This window comes from Microbacterium sp. HA-8, assembly GCF_046111165.1.
Lineage (GTDB): Bacteria > Actinomycetota > Actinomycetes > Actinomycetales > Microbacteriaceae > Microbacterium.
The window spans coordinates 2,133,506-2,153,658 of the sequence record NZ_CP162025.1 but is presented as its reverse complement, the minus strand read 5'-3'; the positions used below and the strand labels follow the sequence as shown (position 1 = coordinate 2,153,658).

Below are 20,153 nucleotides of genomic sequence, written 5' to 3'. Positions count from 1 at the left end.
CCTCGGCGATGCGCGCGGTAGGTTCAGCATGTGGCTACCACGTCTCGCTCCATCTCCGATTCCCCGGCCTGGCGCAGCGCCGCCGCCATCCCGCTGCGTCCCGCTCGCGCCTGGCAGAGCAAACGCGATACCACTGCGGGGCGGATACCCCTCCAGGCGCCGCACCCGTCGGTGCCGGGCGACGCCTATCGCCCGAAGGCCTACGCCGGCGAGGTCGTCCCCTTCGGGGTCACCGCATTCCGCGAGGGGCATGATCGGATCGGCGTGCACGTACGGCTGCACTCGCCCTCGGGCGACGAATCTCTGCACCGCCTGACGGCCCTGGACGATGGGTTCGATCGATGGCGGGTGCTCGTCGCGCCGCTCGAGCAGGGCATCTGGCGCTTCCGGTTCGAGGTGTTCGGAGACGAGTACGCGACGTGGCGGCACGCCGCCGCGCTGAAGATCCCCGCGGGCGTCGACACGGAGCTCATGCGTGAGATCGGCGCACGACTGTTCGAGCGCGCCGCTGCCGAGAAGTCCAGGCCGACCGCCGAACGCGCACAGCTGACCGCCGCAGCAGGGCGCCTGCGTGACGCCGGGGTCGACGACGATGCGGCGCACGGCATCGTCCTTGACTCCGAGCTCGCCGGCTTCTTCGCCGCACGCCCCGTGATGGCCCTGACCACCATCGGCCCCGCACGGGAGCTGCTGGTGGAGCGCCGCCGCGCGGGAGAGGGCGCGTGGTACGAGTTCTTCCCGCGTTCCGAGGGCGCGGCGGTTCGCGAGGACGGCACGATCGCCAGCGGCACCTTCGAGACCGCCCGAGCCCGTCTGCAGGGCGTCGCCGACATGGGCTTCGATGTGCTCTACCTGCCGCCGATCCACCCCATCGGCGAACTCAACCGCAAGGGGCGCAACAACACCCTTCAGGCGCACCCCGGCGACCCGGGCTCGCCCTGGGCGATCGGCAGCGCCGCCGGCGGGCACGACGCGATCCACCCCGACCTCGGCACCCTCGAGGACTTCCGTGCCTTCGTCGCTGACGCCGAGTCGAAGGGAATCGAGATCGCCCTCGACTTCGCACTCCAGGCGGCACCCGATCACCCGTGGGTCGCCGAGCATCCCGAGTGGTTCACGACGCTCCCCGACGGATCGATCGCGTATGCGGAGAACCCGCCGAAGAAGTACCAGGACATCTACCCCGTCAACTTCGACAACGACCCCGTCGGCATCCGCGCCGAGGCGCTCCGCGTGCTCACGCACTGGATCGAGCAGGGCGTGCGCATCTTCCGCGTCGACAACCCGCACACCAAGCCGCTCCAGTTCTGGGAGTGGCTGATCCGCACGGTCAATGCGCAGCATCCCGATGTCGTCTTCCTCGCCGAGGCGTTCGCCCGCCCGGCGATCATGCAGGGGCTGGCGAAGGCGGGTTTCCAGCAGAGCTACACCTACTTCACGTGGCGCAACTCCAAGGAGCAGCTCGAGGAGTTCCTGACCTCGCTCGCGACAGAGACGGCCGACTTCCTGCGGCCCAACCTGTTCGTGAACACTCCCGACATCCTCACCGAGTACCTGCAGTACGGCGGTCGCGCGGGATACAAGGTGCGCGCCGCGATCGCGGCGACCGCCGCTCCGACCTACGGCGTGTACGCGGGTTACGAGCTGTTCGAGAACGTCGCCCGCCCGGGTTCGGAAGAGAACATCGACAACGAGAAGTACGAGTACAAGCTGCGCGACTGGGACGCCGCCGAGTCGCACGGCGACTCGCTCGCGCCCTACCTGCGTCTGCTCAATCGCGTGCGGCGCGCGCACCCGGCCCTCGGCCAGCTGCGCAACTTCAGCGCGCACTGGAGCGACGACGACGCGGTGCTGGTCTACTCCAAGCACCTCGATGCCGCGCTCTCCCCCACGGGCGAGTCCGACACCATCCTGGTCGTGGCCAACGTCGATCCGCATTCGGCGCGCGAGACCACGATCCATCTCGACACCCGCATCTGGGGAGTCACCCCGGGCGAGCCCTTCGAGGTCGAAGACCTCGTCACGGGCGAGGTATGGACGTGGAGCGACCACAACTATGTGCGCCTCGACGCTTTCGTCGAGCCGGTGCACATCCTGCACGTGAGGAGCACACGATGACCGTGACCGACGAAGACATCGACCTGGTGGCCACCGGGTCGCACTACGCCCCCCACGGGGTGCTCGGCGCCCACTCCGTGACGGATGACCGGGGCACCGTCTCGACGACGATCCGCGTTCGCCGGCCTCTCGCGGAGACCGTGACGGTCGTTCTGGACGACGACAGCGCCGTGACTCTGCGTCACGTGCGCAGCGGGGTGTGGGAGGGCGCGCACCGCGGGCCCATGCGGCCGTATCGCATCGATGCGACGTACGAGGGCGCGCCGGTGTGGAGCGCCGAGGACCCGTACCGCTTCGCGCCCGCGATCGGCGAACTCGACCTGCACCTGATCGCCGAGGGCCGACACGAGGAGCTATGGCGCGTGATGGGTGCGCACCTCCGGGTTCTCCAGGGCGTTCAGGGCACCGCGTTCACCGTGTGGGCTCCGGATGCGCGCGCGGTGCGCGTGGTCGGCGATTTCAACAGCTGGGACGGCCAGGGCCACCCCATGCGGTCGATGGGCTCGAGCGGCGTGTGGGAGCTCTTCGTCCCCGGCGTCGGAGAGGGCTCCGCATACAAGTTCGAACTGCTCACCAAACAGGGTCCGTGGGTGACCAAGGCCGACCCGATGGCGCGCTGGGCCGAGGTGCCGCCGGCGACGGCCTCCGTGGTCACCAAGGCCCGCCATGCGTGGGGCGACGACGCGTGGATGACCGCCCGCGCGCGCGTCAACCCGCAGCACCGCCCCATGTCTGTGTACGAGGTGCACCTGGGGTCGTGGCGGCCGGGCCTGTCGTACCGGGATGCCGCCGACCAGCTGATCGGCCACGTGCAGTCCCTCGGATTCACCCACGTCGAATTCCTCCCCCTCGCCGAGCATCCCTTCGGCGGATCGTGGGGCTACCAGGTCACGGGCTATTACGCCCCCACGAGCCGCTACGGCACCCCCGACGACCTGCGTCACCTGATCGATCGCCTGCACCAGGCCGGCATCGGCGTGATCATGGACTGGGTGCCGGGACACTTTCCCAAGGACGATTTCGCGCTGGCCCGCTTCGACGGGCAGGCGCTGTACGAGCACCCCGATCCCCGCCGCGGAGAACACCGCGACTGGGGCACCTACATCTTCGACTATGGCCGGCGCGAGGTGCGCAACTTCCTCGTCGCGAACGCCCTGTACTGGTTCGAGGAGTTCCACGTCGACGGACTGCGCGTCGATGCGGTCGCCTCGATGCTCTACCTGGACTACTCGAGGGAGGAGGGCGACTGGGTTCCCAACGTGCACGGCGGGCGTGAGAACCTCGAGGCGATCTCCTTCTTGCAGGAGGTCAACGCCACCGCGTACAAGCGTTACCCGGGGATCGCGATGATCGCGGAGGAGTCCACGAGCTTCCCCGGCGTGACAGCGCCCACCGACCACGCGGGCCTGGGCTTCGGCTTCAAGTGGAACATGGGCTGGATGAACGACTCGCTCGTGTACTTCGGGCGGGACCCCATGTACCGGGCGCACCACGAGGGCGAGATCACGTTCACGTTCGTGTACTCCTTCAGCGAGAAGTACATGCTGCCCATCAGCCACGACGAGGTCGTGCACGGCAAGGGGTCCCTCCTCGCACGCATGCCGGGTGACCACTGGCAGAAGCTCGCCAACGCCCGTGCCTTCCTCGCCTTCCAGTGGGGCCACCCGGGCAAGCAGCTGCTGTTCATGGGCCAGGAGTTCGGTCAGCTCTCCGAGTGGTCCGAGGGCCGGGGCCTGGATTGGTGGATGCTGGACCAGCCCTCGCACGCGCAGTTGCAGGCGTTCGTGTCGAACCTCAACGCCGTCTACCGCGACAACGCCCCGCTGTGGGCGCGCGATGGCGACGGCTCCGCGTTCTCGAGGATCTGGGGCCCGCACCACAACCCCAATGTCGTCGCGTTCGCCCGGCGGGACGGGCACGGCAACACGGTCGCCGTCATCTGCAACTTCTCCGGCGTTCCCGTGCACGGCTTCGAACTCGACATGCCCGAGCGCGGCGTCTGGGAGGAGATCCTCAACTCCGACGCGGCGGAGTTCGGCGGGTCGGGAGTGGGCAACCTGGGCATGGTGCACGCGAGCGATCGCGGCTCGGACGCCCGGGCCCGGGCATCCCTCGTTCTGCCGCCGCTCGGCGTGCTGTGGCTGCGCCACGCACCCGAGGCGCACGTGCCTTCCCCGACGCAGGGCTGACACGATGCGGGGGCGCCGACCCGCCCCCGCATCGATCGGCGTTCAGAACAGAAGCGAAGCCAGTCGCGTCCGCGCCTGGAGCACCCGTGGGTCGGCGTCGCCGACAACGCCGAACAGTTCGAGCAGACGCTCGCGCACGACGCCCCGCTCTTCGGGGGCGAGCGCGGCGAACAGCTCCAGCAGCCGGCCGAAGGCGTCCTCGACGTGACCGCCGGCGACATCCAGATCGGCGACGACGAACTGCGGTTCGACCTCGAGCGGGGCCGCGGCCGCGGCCTGCCGCGCCTGCTGCAGGTCGACCCCCTGCACCCGGTCGAGCAGACGCACCTGCCCGAGGCCTGCGCGGGCCTCGTCATCGCGGGGGTTCTCCGCGAGGGCCTTCTCGTACGCAACGATCGCTCGCGCGTAGTCCCCCTCTTCGATCGCCGCGAACGCCTCGGCGTGCAGCGGCGGCATCGGCGGCTCGGACTCTTCGCCGGTGTCCTCCGGCGCACCCTCGACCTGAACCGTGCCGGTCACCCCGTTCTGCGCCGCGACTTGGAGCAACTGGGCGAAGACCTCCCGCACCTGCTGTTCGGGCACGGCACCGGTGAACAGCGGCACCGGCTGTCCGCCCACCAGCGCGACCACCATGGGGATCGACTGCGCACGGAATGCCTGGGCGAGCTGCGGGTTGGCGTCGACGTCGACCTTCGCGAGCACGACCCGACCGGCGAGCTCGGTGACGACTCGCTCGAGCGCCGGGCTGAGCTGCTTGCACGGGCCGCACCACTCCGCCCACAGGTCGACGACGACCGGCACGCGCTGCGAGAGCTCGAGGATCGCGGGGAAGGTCGCATCGGTGACATCCAGCACGAGGGACGGCACGCGGGGGGCGTCTGTTGCCGCGGGAGCGGGTGCGGCCTCGGCGGCACCCGCCGTGGGAGATGCCGGCTGCTGCGGACGGTTGCGCAGGGTGGACAGGTCTACGGCGCCGCGCATGACGGCTCCGGGGGCGGCATTCTGACTCACTGGATGACTCCCGCACTGAGGATGTTGGAGGCGTAGCCGAGCAGTTGGATCTGCCCGCCGTCGGCCTGGTTGGGCACATAGAAGAAGAGCTGGTCGGAGAAGTTGGTCTGGAATCCCGCCGGCGAGGTGCTCGTACCCGCGAGGGCCTCCACGGTCGGGTTGCCGTCGAGACGGATCACCGCGTCGCTGTTGGTCGCGCGCACGGTGTCGGTGTCGGTGACGCTCACGGCCACGATCGCCCCGGATTCGAGGGTGGCCAGTGCCACCGGCTCGTACGCGCCGGCCGATGACGAGAAGGTGAGGCTGCCCGTCTCGGCGCCCGTCTGGTTGAACGTCTCGAGCCTGCTGCGACGATCCTCCGCGATGCGCACGCGGAACTGGTCGCCCTCCTCTTGGAAGAGATCGAAGCTCTCACTGTTCTCGCCGTTGTTGAGCACGTCGGCGTAGGCGGCCGCGATGTCCTGGGGAGGAACGACGAGGAAGGAGGAGTCCGGCGGCACGAGCGTCGCGCCGATGGTCGAGGGTGCGACCCCACCGGGGAACTCGGCCGCCGCGGCGAGGTTGGCGAGGTAGGTCACCTTGTACGGCGACCACGCGTCCTCCTGGGTCATCACGGCGATCGTCGGGGCTGCGGCGTCGTCGGCGTCATCCGCCACGACCGTCATGAACGTGCGCGGCCAGCCGTCGAACGCCTGTGGCAGCACGATCTGCAGCGGATCGGTGGGGATCGGCGAGAGCGGCGCGTGATCTGCCACGCTCTCTCGGATCGTGTAGTTGGCCTTGCGCTCATCGAGGACCGCTCCGGCCAGCCGCGTGGCGGCGAGCTCTTCGTCTCCCGCCGCGTCCGCATCCGCGACGGTCTGCGCGATACGCGTGAGGATGCGCTGAGCCTGGGTCTCGGTGACGGCCGGCTGCTGCTGGTTCTCGGCGGCGAGGACTGTGGATGTGGGACTCGGCGTGGGCGTGGGGCCCAGCTGCGGCCATGCCTCGGCCGAGCATCCCGAGAAGGCGAGCGTGGCCACCGTCACGATCGGGAGGGCCACGAACGCCCGACCGCGCGAGATCCCGCGGCGTCCGGCGGGTGCCGCGGTGATGACGCCCTTCTTCTCGCCGTCGGGGATGGTCTCGAGCGGCTGCGTCTCGGGCAGCGGCGGCAGGCCCTTGCGCCGGGGGCCGCGGGAGCGGCGGACGTGCCGCACGCCGAGGATGTAGAGGAAGACGCCCAGAGCCATCATGATTCCGCCCGCGACGATGAGCGGACCCGCCCACGGGGTGGAGTTGTTCACCGGCCACGACACCTCGACCGTCCCGGGCGCGGCGGCGGTGCCGTCGGCCGCGAGCAGAACACTCATGTCGGCCGGAAGCTGCAGACGCGCGGTCAGCGTGTCGGTGTCGGTGAACTCATCGAGCCACAGATCGGACCCCGCGGGGTTGCGGTTGACGGGCGCCGTGTCCGCGCCCTCCGCGGGCTGCTCGCCCTCCGCGGGCTGCTCCGCGGCGTCGGCGGATTCTTCTGCAACCTCGGGCTCGACGACACGGCTGACGATGTCGCCGTCGGCATCCAGTGTCACGACGTTGTACTCGACGTCGGAGAGCCAGGCGCCCAGATCGGCGGTGCGACCGTAGGCCGCGAAGAGCTCACCCTCGCCCTCGGCGGTCAGGGTCTGCGCCCCCGGCATGCTGGCCAGGACTGCACCGTCGAGCAGCGTGAACGGCAGCGGCTGATCGACGGAGACCGCCACCTCCGTCGTCCTCGGCCCGAGGAACACCGTCCTCTGGGCGATGCCGGTGACGATCAGCAGCGCGGCCAGAACGAACGCCGCGACGGCCCACACGAAACGCAAAGATCGAACTCCTTCATCGACGCGCCACCCGTAGGGCGCGGAATCGGACGTTCCAGCCTACCGAAGACGACCTGAATGTCAGCCCCGAGCGAGTGGCGCGCGGCTTCGCGATCGCGGAGCCGTATTCTGACGACACCGCTCGCGTCGGCTCGAGCGGCGGCAGGAGAGCCCATGAAGATCCAGAACCCCTTCCGCGTCGCCTTCGTCGCGACGCTCGGCGTGGGCCTGGGCATCGTCCTCATCTCGAGCGTCGAGACGCTCTCGACGATCCTGCTCTACATCGGTACCGCACTGTTCCTCTCGCTGGGCCTCGAGCCCGCCATCTCGTTCCTCGAGCGACGGCGCATGAAGAGATGGCTCGCGGTCCTCATCACCGTGCTGGTGATCCTCGCTGCCTTCGCCGGCATCATCCTCATGATCGTGCCCATCATCGCCGCGCAGATCGGGCAGCTGATCGAGGCGATCGCCGAGATCGTGGAGGGCGGCACCTTCATCGAGGACTTCCGGGAATGGCTGATGGGCGTCTTCCCCAACCTCGACGTCGACGCGGTCTTCGCGTACGTGACCGACTGGTTCGACACGCTGGACTTCGCCGCGATCGGCGAGAGCGTCATCGTGGTCGGGGCGACGGTGGTCGCGGGGCTGGCCGGAGCCTTCATCGTCCTGATCCTGACGATCTACTTCACGGCGTCGACCCCGAACCTCAAGGCCGCCGTCTATCAGCTCGTTCCCGCCAGCAAGCGCGCCCGCTTCATCGACATCGCCGAGCAGATCACCGACTCCGTCGGGTACTTCGTCATGGGGCAGCTGAGCCTGGGCCTTCTCAACGGCGTGCTCAGCTTCATCTTCCTCTCGATCATCGGCGCGCCGTTCACCGCCGTGCTCGCGGTGATCGCGCTGTTCTTCTCGATCATCCCGCTCGTGGGAACCCTCACCGGGTCGACGATCATCGTCCTGACCTGCCTCATCCCCGGGCTCGGTTCCCCCACCACCGCCCTCATCGCGGCGATCTACTACCTCATCTACATGCAGCTCGAGGCCTACATCCTCGCTCCGCGCATCATGAGCCGTGCTGTCGCCGTGCCGGGTGCCGTCGTCGTCATCGCGGCACTCGCCGGCGGGTCGCTGCTGGGTCTGCTCGGCGCGCTCGTCGCGATCCCGGTGGCGGCCAGCATCCTGATCATCTATCGGCAGGTGATCATCCCGCGCCAGAACGAGCGCTGACGGGATGCCCGGCCCGGCGCGCCGGCCGGGTCAGCTGCGGGGCAGCGGACCCGACCACATCGTGGGCAGCGGGAGGGCCGCGGGGTTCACGGCGGCGACGATCTCGGTCAGCACACGCCGCGTCTGCGTCTCACCGACCCACAAGTGCTTGCCACCCTCGACCGGCACGATGAGCGCGTCCGGGACCGACGCGAAGCGTTCGCGCGCGGCATCCGGGCGCAGATAGTCGTCGAACTCCGGGATGAGCGCGATGAGCGGACGGGGATCGCCCGCCCAGGCGGCGACCTCTTCGTCGGTGGTGCGATGCAGGGGCGGCGAGAGCAGGATCGCGCCCGCGATGTCGTGGTCGCGACCGTACTTCAGCGCCAGCTCGGTGCCGAACGACCACCCGACCAGCCACGGCGCGGGCAGCCCGCGCTCTCGCACGAAATCCAGCGCCGCAGCGACATCGAAGGCTTCATCGTGACCGCCGTCGAAAGAGCCTTCGCTCGTGCCCCGCGGAGACGACGTTCCGCGCGTGTTGAAGCGCAGCACCGCGAGGTCGGCGAGCGCGGGAAGGCGGGCGGCGGCCTTGCGCAGGACGTGCGAATCCATGAACCCACCGGCGGTCGGCAGCGGATGCAGGGTGACGAGGGTCGCGACGGGTGCGCCGTGCTCGGGAGAGGCCAGCTCGCCGACGAGACGAAGACCGTCGATGGTGCGCAGTTCGATGTCCCCGCGACGGGCCGGCAGTTCGAGCGGGCCCCGGATCTCGATGCTCATGCGATCCTCCAACAGTGCGTGTGCCAGTGTCGCCGCGCAGCGAGGTCCGCCGCGGGGCCCATCACCCCGTCGGCCCGCCAGACGACCAGGTGCGCCGTGCCCGGTGGGATCGTGCGACCGCACCCCGGACAGCTGTACTCCTTGGCGGCCTGCGCCGCCGAGATGGGCTGAACCGTCCACTCGCCGCCACGGCGGGTCTCGGAGCGTTTCCACCCCGCGATCAACCGTTCGAGGCGATCGTCGCCCTCCGGCTCGGGGCGCCGCCTGTTCGAGCGCGGCATCGCCGTCAGTACCAGCCGCGCGCCTGCGAGTGTCCCCACGCGCCGCAGGGGGTGCCGTAGCGCCCGCCGATGTAGCCGAGGCCCCACGCGATCTGGGTCGCGGGGTTGGTCTCCCAGTCCGCGCCCGCCGAGGCCATCTTGTTGCCCGGAAGAGACTGCGGGATGCCGTAGGCGCCGCTGGATCGGTTGAGCGCATTGACCCGCCAGCCGGACTCCTTGTGCCAGAGAGCCACGAGGCAGCTGAACTCGGATTCGCCCCACCCACGCGCGGCGACCATGTCGTACGCGATCGCCTGCGCGGACCCCGGGTCGGGAGTGACCGCAGGCGGCGCCCAGCCCGTGGCGGACGACGAGCCCGATCCCGAAGAGCTCGAGGTCGCCACCGGAGCCGGAGGCGGGGTGGGCTTGGGCTTGACGTACACCTCGTAGCTTGCGCGCCCGAGAGCGGGCTCGTCGCTCTCTCCGGCCGCCGTCACGACGATCGACTGCGCGTCATCCTGCGCGACCGCGAACAGCGTCGTGGTCGACTCCTGCGCCGCGGCGTCGGCCTCGGCGAGGGCCGCGCCCGTGGGTTCGACGATGTACGCGCCCAGGAAGCACGCGGCGGCGATCGCCGCGAACACCCCCAACACCGGGCGACGACGGGACCAGCGCACCGGAGCGGCGGACGTCGTCCGTCGCGGGGTCGATGCGGGCGTCGACGTCTCGATACGGGCCGCAGCACGCGTCGGGACGGGGGTGATCTCGGAGCCCAGGGTCACAATGAGTCGAGTTTAGCGGCGCTCCGGCGCGGTCGCCACGCATGCGCGGGCGCGTCGCCCCGGCATCGACGGCGCCCGTCAGCGAACAGCAAGCATGACGTCGATGACGGCATCCAGAACCGCGTCGACCTGATTCTCTTGATAGCCCCGGCGCTGCATGCGGAACGCCACCCCGCGCACCTGCTCGACGCTGACCGGCCGGCCCTCCTGGAAGTAGCCGACGAGGCGGTCCGCCACGATGTCGACCTCGTCGACGCGGTAGCCGAATCCGAGCCATCCGACACGCGTGAAGCGAGTGCCCCGGGGTCGCGAGAGACGGTCGAGGATCACCTGCGCGTCGCTGCGCGCCCGGGCCACCCACGCGCGCGCACCTTTGGCGCCCATGGCCCGCTCGCGCTCGCGCGTCGCGAACGCGTCTTCGATGCGTGTCAGCGCAGCATCCACCGCCGGGATGCTGTAGCCACCGCGGACGAGGGGGAACGCCGCTCTGCGCACGGATGCGGCATCAAGCGGAGACCCCTCGCTCGCCTCGTCTTCGAAACGAGCCCGGGCGCGCTCGAGGAACTCGTCGACCGCCGCGCGCTCGTACCCGCGCTCGCGGCGCGGCGCAATCGGAAACGCCGGCGTGGCGTCCTGGGTATCGGCCGCGCTCATGCCGCTCCGAGCGGCGAGAGGAGGAGGAACAGGGCGAGGGCTGCGGGGGCGGAGGGCAGGATCGAGTCCAGGCGGTCGAGCACGCCCCCGTGCCCAGGCAGCCACGAACTCATGTCTTTGATGCCGAGGTCGCGCTTGAGCATCGATTCGCCCAGGTCGCCGGCGGTGGCGGTGCCGAGGATCACGGCGCCGAGGATCAGCCCGGTCCACCACGGCAGCCCGAGCATGAGCCAGGCGAGGAGGACGCCCGCGATGAGGGCGGCGGCGAATGCGCCGCCGAATCCCTCCCAGGTCTTCTTGGGGCTGATGCGCGGCGCCATGGGCGTGCGACCGATCGCGAGCCCTGTCGCGTAGGCACCGGTATCGGAGGCGACCGCGACGATGAGGAAGGCCAGCACCCACCACTCGCCGCCCTCCTGGCGCAGCAGAACCATCGCAAGGCCCGCGAGGAACGGGACGTAGAGCTGGACGAAGGCGCCGATGAGGACATCGGCGAGCACGTCGCCGTAGAGCCGTCCGTCGCGGGCGCTCATCTGCCCGAGAAGGCGCCAGACGACGACGACGGCGACGTCGACGAAGACCAGCACCCAGAGCGCCCAGAGATCGAGGAAGAACCCCGCCGCCACGAGCACCGGCACGAAGGCGAGCTGCGGCACGAGGTCGATCCGACGCCCCGACACCTGCAGTGCACGGCTCAGTTCGAACGTGCCGAGGACCGCGACCGCGAGGGCGAAGACCGCGAAGACCGCTTTGACGAAGATGAGCGAAGCGACGACGACTGCGCCGATCGCAAGACCTATGACGATGGCGACGATGAGATCTCGACCCGTGCGCTCTTTGAGGCGCTCGTTCGCCTCATCGAACTGACCCCGCGCGTGAGCGACCTGATTCTCGAATTCGGCGCGAGCGGCGCGCACATGCGCCTGGAAGGCTGCGGACTCCGGCGCGGCCTCCGCGCGACGGGACGACCGAGTGCGCTCTGCCGAACCGACACCCTCTTCGGGGGTGACCGGTTCGGGCGAGCGTGGCTGGTCGCCGGCGGGGTCGCTCATGGTGGGTGCGGCTCAGACCTCGAGCAGTTCCGTCTCCTTGCGCTTGAGTGCGTCGTCGATCTGGTCGACGTGGGCACGGGTCAGGGCGTCGAGCTCCTTCTCCCCGCGGGCGATCTCGTCTTCGCCGATCTCGCTCTTGAGCGCGTCGAGGTCGTCTTTGGCCTTGCGGCGGATGCCGCGGACGTGCACCTTCGCGTCTTCACCCTTGCCGCGCACGAGCTTGACGAACTCCTTGCGCCGCTCCTCGGTCAGCTCGGGCAGGGTCACGCGCACGAGGTTGCCGTCGTTCGTGGGATTGGCCCCGAGGTTCGGGGTGTCGCGGATCGCCTGCTCGATGGCCTTGAGCGCCGTCTTGTCGTAGGGGGTGACTACGAGAGTGCGTGCCTCGGGGTTGGCCAACGAGGCCAGCTGCGCGAGCGGCGTCGGCGATCCGTAGTAGTCCACCAGGATCTTCTGGAACAGCTGCGGGTTTGCGCGGCCGGTCCGTACGGTGGCGAAGTCGTCTTTCGCGGCCTCGACCGCTCGATCCATACGGGTGGCGGCATCCGCCAGGACGTCCGCGATCACGGTGTCTCCTTCGGTCGTAGAGCGTCTGTCAAGTCTATCGGCGGGCGGCCGCTCACGCCGTGACCAGCGTGCCGATCGCCTCGCCCAGCAGCGCCCGGGTCACATTCCCCGCGGGCTCCATGCCGAACACGCGCATGTCCATGCTGTTGTCCATGCACAGGCTGAAGGCGGTCGAATCGACCACTTTGAGGCCACGCTGCAGGGCGTCCGCGTACGTCAAGCGGTCGAGTCGGGTCGCGGTGGCATCGCGGCGCGGGTCGGCCGTGTAGACGCCGTCGACACCGTTCTTGGCGACGAGGACCTCACTGGCCTTGATCTCGAGCGCGCGCTGGGCGGCGACCGTGTCGGTCGAGAAGTAGGGCAGACCGGCACCCGCGCCGAAGATCACGACACGTCCCTTCTCCATGTGCCGTTCCGCGCGACGCGGGATGTAGGGCTCGGCGACCTGCGTCATCGAGATGGCGGACTGCACCCGCGTCGCGGCACCGGCCTGCTCGAGGAAGTCCTGCAGGGCGAGCGCGTTCATGACGGTGCCGAGCATGCCCATGTAATCGGCGCGCCCGCGGTCCATGCCGCGCTGGCTCAGTTCCGCCCCGCGGAAGAAGTTGCCTCCGCCGACGACGACCGCGATCTCGACGCGGTCCACTGCGGCGGCGATCTCCCGCGCCATCTGACTCACAACATCGGGGTTGACCCCCAGGGCACCCGCTCCGAACGCCTCTCCGGAGAGTTTCAGCAGAACCCGCCGTCGCCCGGTCGCCTCATCCATCACGTGTGTTCCTCTCGTCCTGTCCCAATGTACTGAAGGCCCCCGCGGGCAGAAAAAAGGCCCGCACCGCGTGATGCGATGCGGGCCTTTTCAACGACTAAGCGCCGACCTTGAAGCGGGCGAAGTCGGTGACCTCGATACCCGCGTCCTGGGCGACCTTCGCCACGGACAGCTTGTTGTCCTTGGCATAGTCCTGATCGAGCAGGGCGACCTGCTTGAAGAACGCGTTCACGCGGCCCTCGACGATCTTGGGCAGAGCCGCCTCGGGCTTGCCCTCGTTGCGCGAGATCTCGGTGACGATCTCGCGCTCCTTCTCGACATCGGCCTCGGGCACCTGGGTGCGGTCGAGGTAGCTCGGGTTGGCGAAGGAGATGTGCTGGGCGATGCTGCGCGCCGTCTCCGCGTCCGAACCGGTGTACGCCACGACCACGCCGATCTGCGGAGGCAGATCCTTGCTCGTCTTGTGCAGGTAGATCTCGAACGAGTCGCCCGAGAGCGTACGCACGCGACGCAGCTCGACCTTCTCGCCGATGATGGCCGCCTCGTCCGAGATGAGCTGTGCGACGGTACCGGCACCGGCCGCCGCCTCGAGCGCCGCCTCGGCCGAGTCCGCTCCCGCTGCGGCCGCTGCGTCGGCGACCTTGTCTGCAAGCGCGATGAAGCGGTCGTTCTTGGCGACGAAGTCGGTCTCACAGGCGAGCTCGACGAGCGTCACCCTTCCGTCGACCTCGCGGGCGACGACGAGCCCCTCGCTGGTGGAGCGGTCGGCGCGCTTGGCGTTGCCCTTCGCGCCCTTCAGACGCAGGATCTCGACGGCCTTCTCGACGTCACCGTCAGCCTCTTCGAGCGCCTTCTTGGTGTCGACCATGCCGGTCCCGAGCTGCTCGCGCAGCGCCTTGATGTCGGCGATCGTGAAGTTTGCCATGGGTCGTGGCTCTCCTTCTGGTGGTTCTGGTGTGGACTCGGACGCCGGCTCCTGCCGGCGAGGTGCTACTTGGCCTCGGCGGCAGGCTCGTCGGCCGCAGGAGCCTCGTCGGCCGGGGCTTCGTCGGCGACAGGCGCCTCGGCCGCGGGCTCTTCGGTGGCCTCGGCCGCGATGGCCTCGTCGTGCGCCTCGGCACCGGCGTCGTCGGCGGGCGTCTCGGTGGCCTCGCTGGCGACCTCCGCGGCGTCGGTGGTGACTTCGGCCTGCTGCAGCAGCTCGCGCTCCCACTCAGCCAGCGGCTCGGCGGGCTCGGACTCGCCGGCGGGCTGGTGACGCTGAATGAGACCCTCCGCCGCGGCGTCGGCCACGATGCGGGTGAGCAGGCTCACCGAACGGATCGCGTCGTCGTTGCCGGGGATCGGGAACTGGAACTCGTCGGGGTCGGCGTTGGTGTCGAGGATGCCGATCACCGGAATGCCCAGCTTCTTGGCCTCGTCGACGGCGAGGTGCTCGCGCTTGGCGTCGACGACCCAGATCGCCGAGGGCGTCTTGGTGAGGTTGCGGATACCGCCGAGCGACTTGTGCAGCTTGTCGAGCTCGCGCTTCTTGATCAGCAGTTCCTTCTTGGTGAAGCCGCTGTCCGCCGGGTTGTCGTAGTCGAGCTCCTCGAGCTCCTTCATGCGGGCGAGGCGCTTGCTCACCGTCTGGAAGTTGGTGAGGAGACCGCCGAGCCAGCGCTGGTTGACGTAGGGCTGGCCGACGCGGGTCGCCTGCTCGGCGATGACTCCCTGTGCCTGCTTCTTCGTACCCACGAAGAGGATGGTGCCGCCGTGGGCGACGGTCTCCTTGACGAACTCGTACGCCTTGTCGATGTACGACAGCGACTGCTGGAGGTCGATGATGTGGATGCCGCTGCGCTCGGTGAGGATGAAGCGCTTGACCTTCGGGTTCCAACGACGCGTCTGGTGTCCGAAGTGCACGCCCGAGTCGAGCAGCTGGCGAATGGTGACGACGGCCATGGCCGTTCTCCTTGTCTGGCGCGATGCGCCGTTTGCGGTTCTGCGCCGCTCCTGCGGAGGGCGATCCTGGTGCCCGGCGCACGCCCGCCCGCCTCTATCGAGACGGGACCGGTGGGAGTGGATGCCGCGGCTGCGAGATCCGGAGATCGTGCAAGCCGCTCTGGGCACGCGAAGTCACCCCGAAACCGGGGTGCTCCATCAGTGTATCAGCCGGACCCCGACCGCCGATCCCTCCCCCGACCGGACGCGCGGAGTCGAATCCCCCGCGCGTCCCCGACGCGCTCGGACGCGACGCGCGGGGTCGGACGATGTCCATATGCTGTCTTCGTCGGCTCGTGCGAGCCTCGCCGCTTTCGTGTTGACTTCCGTGCTCCTGATCGCGCACTCCGCCGCGCCCCCTGCCGCGGGCGCTGAGCGATCCGAGGCATCGTCCGCGGCGCCGCGGTGGTCGTGGCCCCTCGCCGCGCCGTTTCGTGTTGTTTCCGCCTACGCGGCTCCCGCGCACGAGTACGCCCCCGGCCATCGGGGAATCGACATCCGACCGCTGCACGGTACCGCCGTGCGTGCGCCCGCCGACGGGCTCGTCGCCTTCGCGGGTCGCGTCGTCGACCGCGGCGTCGTGACGATCGATCACGGCGACGGACTCGTCTCGACGCTCGAACCCGTCGCGTGGGCCGTGACGGCGGGCGCACCCGTGCGGCGAGGGGATGTCATCGGAGACGTGGATGCCGGGGGCCACTCCGAACCGGGGGCGCTGCATCTGGGGGCCCGCGTACACGGCGCGTACGTCGATCCGCTCCTCCTGCTCGGCGGCATTCCGCGGGCCGTACTGCTGCCGCTCGGGTGATCCGAGGCGCACGCTCAGGCCCGTGGGTGGGCGAGTCGGTAGGCGGCCGTGAGGCGTTCGGTCGAGACGTGTGTGTAGATCTGGGTCGTGCCCAGGCTCGCGTGCCCCAGCATCTCCTGCACGCTGCGCAGATCCGCTCCCCCGTCCAGAAGATGCGTCGCGGCGGAGTGACGGAGGGCATGGGGGCCGACGGTCGCGACTCCCAGCACGGGCGCGATCCTCGCGGCGACGACGGTGTACACGGCGCGTGGGGTGATCCGTGCCCCGCGGGCGCCCAGGAAGAGGGCACCCCCGACCGAACCTCCGCCGCCGCGAGCGAGGAGAGCCGGACGGGATTCGGACAGATAGGCGTTCACCGCCTCCTCGGCAGGAACACCGAAGGGGACCATCCGTTCCTTGGATCCTTTGCCCCGCACCAGCGTCGTGCGACGAGGCCGATCGAGGTCGTCGATGTCGAGCCCCGTCAGTTCCGAGACGCGGATGGCCGATCCGTACAGCATCTCGAGCATCGCGTGATCGCGCAGCGTGATCGGATCGGCGCCGGCAGCCTCTGCCTTCAGATCATCGAGTGCCGCGCGCAGGCCATCGGCGGTCGCGACAGCGGGCAGCGTACGCGCACGGCGCGGCGCGACCAGACGCGGTGTCGGATCCGTCCCGATCAGGCCGCACTCCTGAGCCCACCCGAAGAAGGCGCGTGCCGATGCGGTGCGTCGCGCGAGGGTCGAGCGCGCGTCGCCGCGTTGCGTGGCACGCCACAACCACTCCCGCAGCACCTCGAGGTCGGCATCGGCGGGTCCGAGCGCCCCGACCCGCTCCGCCATCCGTGCGAGATCTCGAAGATCGCCCCGGTACGCGCGCACCGTCGCCGGGGCGAGCCGGCGTACGTCGGTCAGGTGTGCGGCGTACGCATCGATGGCGGCGTCCCACTGCATGTCTCCAGCATGCGCGCCGTACCGGGCCGGCGCCTCGCGGCACGCCGCACGATCACCCGCGCATGGACTCGGCGGACCGGCCGCCGGCGCGGCGCCATCCTCCGTCGGCCGGCACCGCCAGCCCCTCGAGCGCGAGTATGCCAAGAAGAGGCTCGACATCACCCGCATCGAGGCCGGCTCGGCGCGCCAGATCGTGCGTCGAGCGTGTGGCGCGGGTGCTCAGTGCATCGAGTACCCGCGTGCCGTCGTCGGTCGCGCGCCCCGCACGAGCGGGGTGCAGCGCCGTGGTCGCGTCCCCGCCGGTGCGCGCATCGTGCTCGGGATCGCGCGTGGGCCGCCCGAGGAGCTCGAGCACATCGTCTGCGTGTCGGATGCAGATGGCATCGTATTCGCGCAGCAGCCGATGACATCCCGCGGAGGCCGCGGAACTCACGGGGCCGGGCACCGCTCCCAGGGGACGACCGAGTGTCGCGGCATGTCCGGCCGTGTTCAGGGATCCGCTGCGGAAGCCCGCCTCGACGACGATCGTCGCCTGCGAGATCGCCGCGATCAGCCGGTTGCGCTGGAGAAACCGCCACTTCGACGGCGCGGTTCCGGGTGCCACCTCGGCGATGACCGCACCGCGCTCGATGACACTCGTCAACAACTGCGAGTGACCCGTGGGGTACGCGCGGTCGGCACCGCCCGCGAGCACACCGATCGTCGTGCCGCGGGCGTGGAGGGCGGCCCTGTGCGCGGCACCGTCGATGCCGTACGCGGCTCCCGAGACCACGATGAGTCCGCGTGCAGCGAGTTCTGCGCAGATGTCGACCGCAACCCGCTCACCGTAGGCGGTCGCCGCTCGCGCCCCGATGACGGAGACTCCGGCCGCGCCGTTGAGCTCGCGGAGGCCGGGGCCCCGAACCCAGAGCGCGTGCGGCGCGTGCGATCCGAGGTCGTCCAGTCCGGCCGGCCAGTCCTCATCGCCCGGAACGACGATCCTCATTCCCGTTCGTCGTGCGACGCGCACCGCCGCCTCGATCGCCTCCTCCGTCATCCGCGGCACCCACCGCGCCATCCCCTTGCTGAGGTGCGGGTCCATGGCGGACGTCGGCGTCATGCGTCGAAGTGTCCGCAGCGCTTCGGTCGCGCCGTGGGCGGCGATGAGAGTGCCGGCAACACCGTCGCCGGGCTCTGTCAGCACGCTCCAGATCGCGCGGGCGGCCGCGTCCGCGACCCGCTCGTCATCGTCGTCGGTCCCTCGCAGCGGCCCCAGGCGCCGCCGCAAGACGTCGGCACCCGAATCGAGCCAGGAATCCAGGTCTGTCACGCTCATGCTGCCGTCCCCTTCTTCATGTACAGCGCGCGGCCGATGTCCTGGCCGTCGGGCGCGGCCCGTCCGCCGAGATCGGCGAGCGTCCACGCGACCCGCAGGATGCGGTCGTAGCCTCGCAACGTCAACGCCCCGCGCTGCAGCGCCGTATCGAGAGGGCGGCGCACGGCAGACGGCACCGCACAAGGGCCCTGTCGCAGCCAGGTACCCGAGACGTGGGCGTTCACGCTCCAGGGCGTCTCACGAAGTCGATGTTCGGCACGCTCTCGCGCGTCGCGCACACGCCGACGCGCCTGAGCGGTCGTGACGGATGCCGTCGTGGCCGCCGCCGCGATCGCGCCGACCCTCTCGACGTGCAGCTCGATGTCGATGCGGTCGCGCAGCGGGCCCGACAGCCGCCCGAGGTAGCGGCGGATCGCCTGCGGAGGGCAGGTGCACTCGCCCCCGCGCACCCCGTGGTTGCCGCACGGACAGGGGTTCGTCGCGGCCACGAGCTGGAACCGCGCGGGAAACGTCGCCTGGACGCCGGCGCGGTGGATGGTGATGCTGCCCGTCTCCAGCGGCTGCCGCAGCGCGTCGAGCACGTTGCCGGCGAACTCGCCCGCCTCGTCCAGAAAGAGGACGCCGCCCGTCGCGCGCGCGATCGCCCCGGGGCGCACGATCTTCGAACCGCCACCCACGAGAGCGACCATCGAGGCGCTGTGATGCGGAGCCTCGAGGGGAGGCGTGCGATCCAGCGCCACGACCACCTCGCCCGCGAGCGAGCGCACCGCCGCCACCTCGAGAGCCGCCGCCTCGTCGAGGGGCGGGAGGATGCCGGGCAGCCGCTGGGCCAGCATCGTCTTGCCCGCGCCGGGCGGGCCGGACATCAGCACGTGATGGCCGCCCGCCGCCGCGGCGATGAGTGCATCGACGGCCTCGCGCTGGCCGATCACGTCGGCAAGCTCCGGGGGCGAGTCGGGACGCGCGGCGATCACGCCCGAGGGCACAGGGGGCAGATCGATGCGAGGCGCATCGCACCCGTGCCAGCGCGCGACATCGCCCAGAGTGGCGGCCGACAGCACCGTGATCCCGGCGACGAGCCGCGCCTCGTCGCCGTTCGCGTGCGGCACCACGACCCGTGTCATACCGGCGCGTGCCGCGGCGAGGACCGCGGGCAGCACGCCGGGAACGGGGCGCAGGCGCCCGTCCAGTCCCAGCTCGCCGAGGTGCACCGTGCGCGCGAGCGACGCGAGGTCGAAGCCGCCCGCGGTCGCCAGCGAGGCGATCGCGATCGCGACGTCGAACCCCGAGCCCTGCTTGGGCAGGCTCGCCGGCGAGAGATTTACCGTCAGCCGACGGTTCGGCAGCGGCATCCCGCTGTTGGCGGTCGCGTTCCGCACCCGCAGCTGTGCCTCGCCGAGCGCCTTGTCCGGCAGCCCGATCAGGCGTAGCTCCGGCAGCTGATTCGACAGATCGGCTTCGATCTCGACGATCGAGCCCTCGAGCCCCGTGAGGGCGACACCCCAGGTCCGCGCGACGTTCACCGCAGGCCCTGAAGGTGTTCTATCGACGCGGTCGCGAGGTCGCGGCCCGTGATGGCGATCGCGTCGAGGCGGATGCTGCGCCCCCACGCCGCGTCGGGGTGAGCGATGACCCACGCCACTGCCAGACGATGCATCCGCAGGAGCTTCCGGCGGGTGATCGCCTCGAACGGATGGCCGTAGCCGAGACCTGAGCGGGTCTTGACCTCGACGAAGGCCAGCGCGTCGGCGCGCTCCGCGATGATGTCGATCTCTCCCTGAGGGCACCGCCAGTTGCGTTCGAGGATGCAGAAGCCGGCCCGCTCGAGATGCCCGACCGCCCGATCCTCGCCGGCGCGCCCGCGCTCGTCCTTCTCCGCCACG

The 20,153-nt window shown here is 70.1% G+C and carries 19 protein-coding genes; 4 read left to right on the top strand and 15 right to left on the bottom strand.

Annotation, left to right across the window (positions count from 1 at the left end; all coding sequences use genetic code 11):
- Positions 1–30: 30 nt before the first annotated feature.
- Complete coding sequence (locus AB2L57_RS10235) at positions 31–2,118, top strand: alpha-1,4-glucan--maltose-1-phosphate maltosyltransferase (protein WP_409047014.1); 2,088 nt, start codon at positions 31–33, stop codon at positions 2,116–2,118.
- Entirely contained in the window at positions 2,115–4,307 is a 2,193-nt protein-coding gene (glgB, locus tag AB2L57_RS10230) for a 1,4-alpha-glucan branching protein GlgB (RefSeq protein WP_292815334.1), read from the top strand. Before AB2L57_RS10235 ends, glgB begins: the two co-directional genes overlap by 4 nt.
- Positions 4,308–4,349: 42 nt before the next feature.
- On the opposite strand, the gene AB2L57_RS10225 is transcribed toward glgB, so the two are convergent.
- Positions 4,350–5,288 (bottom strand): tetratricopeptide repeat protein, encoded by a 939-nt coding sequence (locus AB2L57_RS10225; protein ID WP_292815340.1) that lies wholly within the window; start codon positions 5,286–5,288, stop codon positions 4,350–4,352.
- Between the two features lie 26 nt (positions 5,289–5,314).
- Positions 5,315–7,153 carry a glycosyl transferase gene (locus AB2L57_RS10220; RefSeq protein WP_292815337.1) on the bottom strand — a complete coding sequence of 613 codons (1,839 nt, stop codon included), beginning with the start codon at positions 7,151–7,153 and terminating at the stop codon, positions 5,315–5,317.
- 180 nt (positions 7,154–7,333) lie between these two features.
- On the opposite strand from AB2L57_RS10220, the gene AB2L57_RS10215 reads away from it, so the two are divergent.
- Positions 7,334–8,386: an AI-2E family transporter gene (locus AB2L57_RS10215; protein WP_409047013.1), complete on the top strand. Its 1,053-nt coding sequence runs from the start codon at positions 7,334–7,336 to the stop codon at positions 8,384–8,386.
- Between the two features lie 30 nt (positions 8,387–8,416).
- On the opposite strand, the gene AB2L57_RS10210 is transcribed toward AB2L57_RS10215, so the two are convergent.
- The 9 genes from AB2L57_RS10210 to rpsB form a co-directional block, all read right to left on the bottom strand.
- Positions 8,417–9,148 (bottom strand): alpha/beta hydrolase, encoded by a 732-nt coding sequence (locus tag AB2L57_RS10210; protein WP_292810695.1) that lies wholly within the window; start codon positions 9,146–9,148, stop codon positions 8,417–8,419.
- Positions 9,145–9,429: a hypothetical protein gene (locus AB2L57_RS10205; protein WP_292810775.1), complete on the bottom strand. Its 285-nt coding sequence runs from the start codon at positions 9,427–9,429 to the stop codon at positions 9,145–9,147. Before AB2L57_RS10205 ends, AB2L57_RS10210 begins: the two co-directional genes overlap by 4 nt.
- Positions 9,430–9,434: 5 nt before the next feature.
- Positions 9,435–10,190, bottom strand: a complete 756-nt coding sequence (locus tag AB2L57_RS10200; protein WP_292810697.1) for a lytic transglycosylase domain-containing protein — start codon at positions 10,188–10,190, stop codon at positions 9,435–9,437.
- A 78-nt stretch (positions 10,191–10,268) separates the two neighbouring features.
- Complete coding sequence (locus AB2L57_RS10195; protein WP_292810699.1) at positions 10,269–10,844, bottom strand: DivIVA domain-containing protein; 576 nt, start codon at positions 10,842–10,844, stop codon at positions 10,269–10,271.
- Entirely contained in the window at positions 10,841–11,896 is a 1,056-nt protein-coding gene (locus AB2L57_RS10190; protein ID WP_292810701.1) for a phosphatidate cytidylyltransferase, read from the bottom strand. Before AB2L57_RS10190 ends, AB2L57_RS10195 begins: the two co-directional genes overlap by 4 nt.
- Positions 11,897–11,908: 12 nt before the next feature.
- Positions 11,909–12,463, bottom strand: a complete 555-nt coding sequence (frr, locus tag AB2L57_RS10185; protein WP_292810703.1) for a ribosome recycling factor — start codon at positions 12,461–12,463, stop codon at positions 11,909–11,911.
- A 52-nt stretch (positions 12,464–12,515) separates the two neighbouring features.
- Positions 12,516–13,232 (bottom strand): UMP kinase, encoded by a 717-nt coding sequence (gene pyrH, locus AB2L57_RS10180; protein WP_292810705.1) that lies wholly within the window; start codon positions 13,230–13,232, stop codon positions 12,516–12,518.
- 97 nt (positions 13,233–13,329) lie between these two features.
- Entirely contained in the window at positions 13,330–14,157 is an 828-nt protein-coding gene (gene tsf, locus AB2L57_RS10175) for a translation elongation factor Ts (RefSeq protein WP_292810707.1), read from the bottom strand.
- A gap of 65 nt (positions 14,158–14,222) precedes the next feature.
- On the bottom strand, positions 14,223–15,176 hold the full coding sequence (gene rpsB / locus AB2L57_RS10170) for a 30S ribosomal protein S2 (protein WP_409047012.1): 954 nt from the start codon (positions 15,174–15,176) through the stop codon (positions 14,223–14,225).
- 355 nt (positions 15,177–15,531) lie between these two features.
- Here rpsB and AB2L57_RS10165 point away from each other — a divergent pair, with 355 nt between their 5' ends.
- Positions 15,532–16,023 (top strand): murein hydrolase activator EnvC family protein, encoded by a 492-nt coding sequence (locus AB2L57_RS10165; protein WP_409047011.1) that lies wholly within the window; start codon positions 15,532–15,534, stop codon positions 16,021–16,023.
- A 14-nt stretch (positions 16,024–16,037) separates the two neighbouring features.
- Here AB2L57_RS10165 and AB2L57_RS10160 read toward each other — a convergent pair whose 3' ends face one another.
- From AB2L57_RS10160 to AB2L57_RS10145, 4 genes are read right to left on the bottom strand one after another with little or no spacing between them, the layout of a single operon-like run.
- Complete coding sequence (locus AB2L57_RS10160) at positions 16,038–16,955, bottom strand: tyrosine recombinase XerC (protein ID WP_409047010.1); 918 nt, start codon at positions 16,953–16,955, stop codon at positions 16,038–16,040.
- Between the two features lie 52 nt (positions 16,956–17,007).
- The gene (gene dprA / locus AB2L57_RS10155) at positions 17,008–18,270 is read right to left on the bottom strand and encodes a DNA-processing protein DprA (protein WP_409047009.1); all 1,263 of its coding nucleotides are present in this window, start codon (positions 18,268–18,270) and stop codon (positions 17,008–17,010) included.
- Positions 18,267–19,793, bottom strand: coding sequence for a YifB family Mg chelatase-like AAA ATPase (locus AB2L57_RS10150; RefSeq protein ID WP_409047008.1), 1,527 nt, complete (start codon positions 19,791–19,793; stop codon positions 18,267–18,269). The genes dprA and AB2L57_RS10150 overlap by 4 nt, the downstream gene beginning before the upstream one ends.
- Positions 19,790–20,152 carry a YraN family protein gene (locus tag AB2L57_RS10145; RefSeq protein WP_292810721.1) on the bottom strand — a complete coding sequence of 121 codons (363 nt, stop codon included), beginning with the start codon at positions 20,150–20,152 and terminating at the stop codon, positions 19,790–19,792. The genes AB2L57_RS10150 and AB2L57_RS10145 overlap by 4 nt, the downstream gene beginning before the upstream one ends.
- Position 20,153 lies beyond the last annotated feature (1 nt).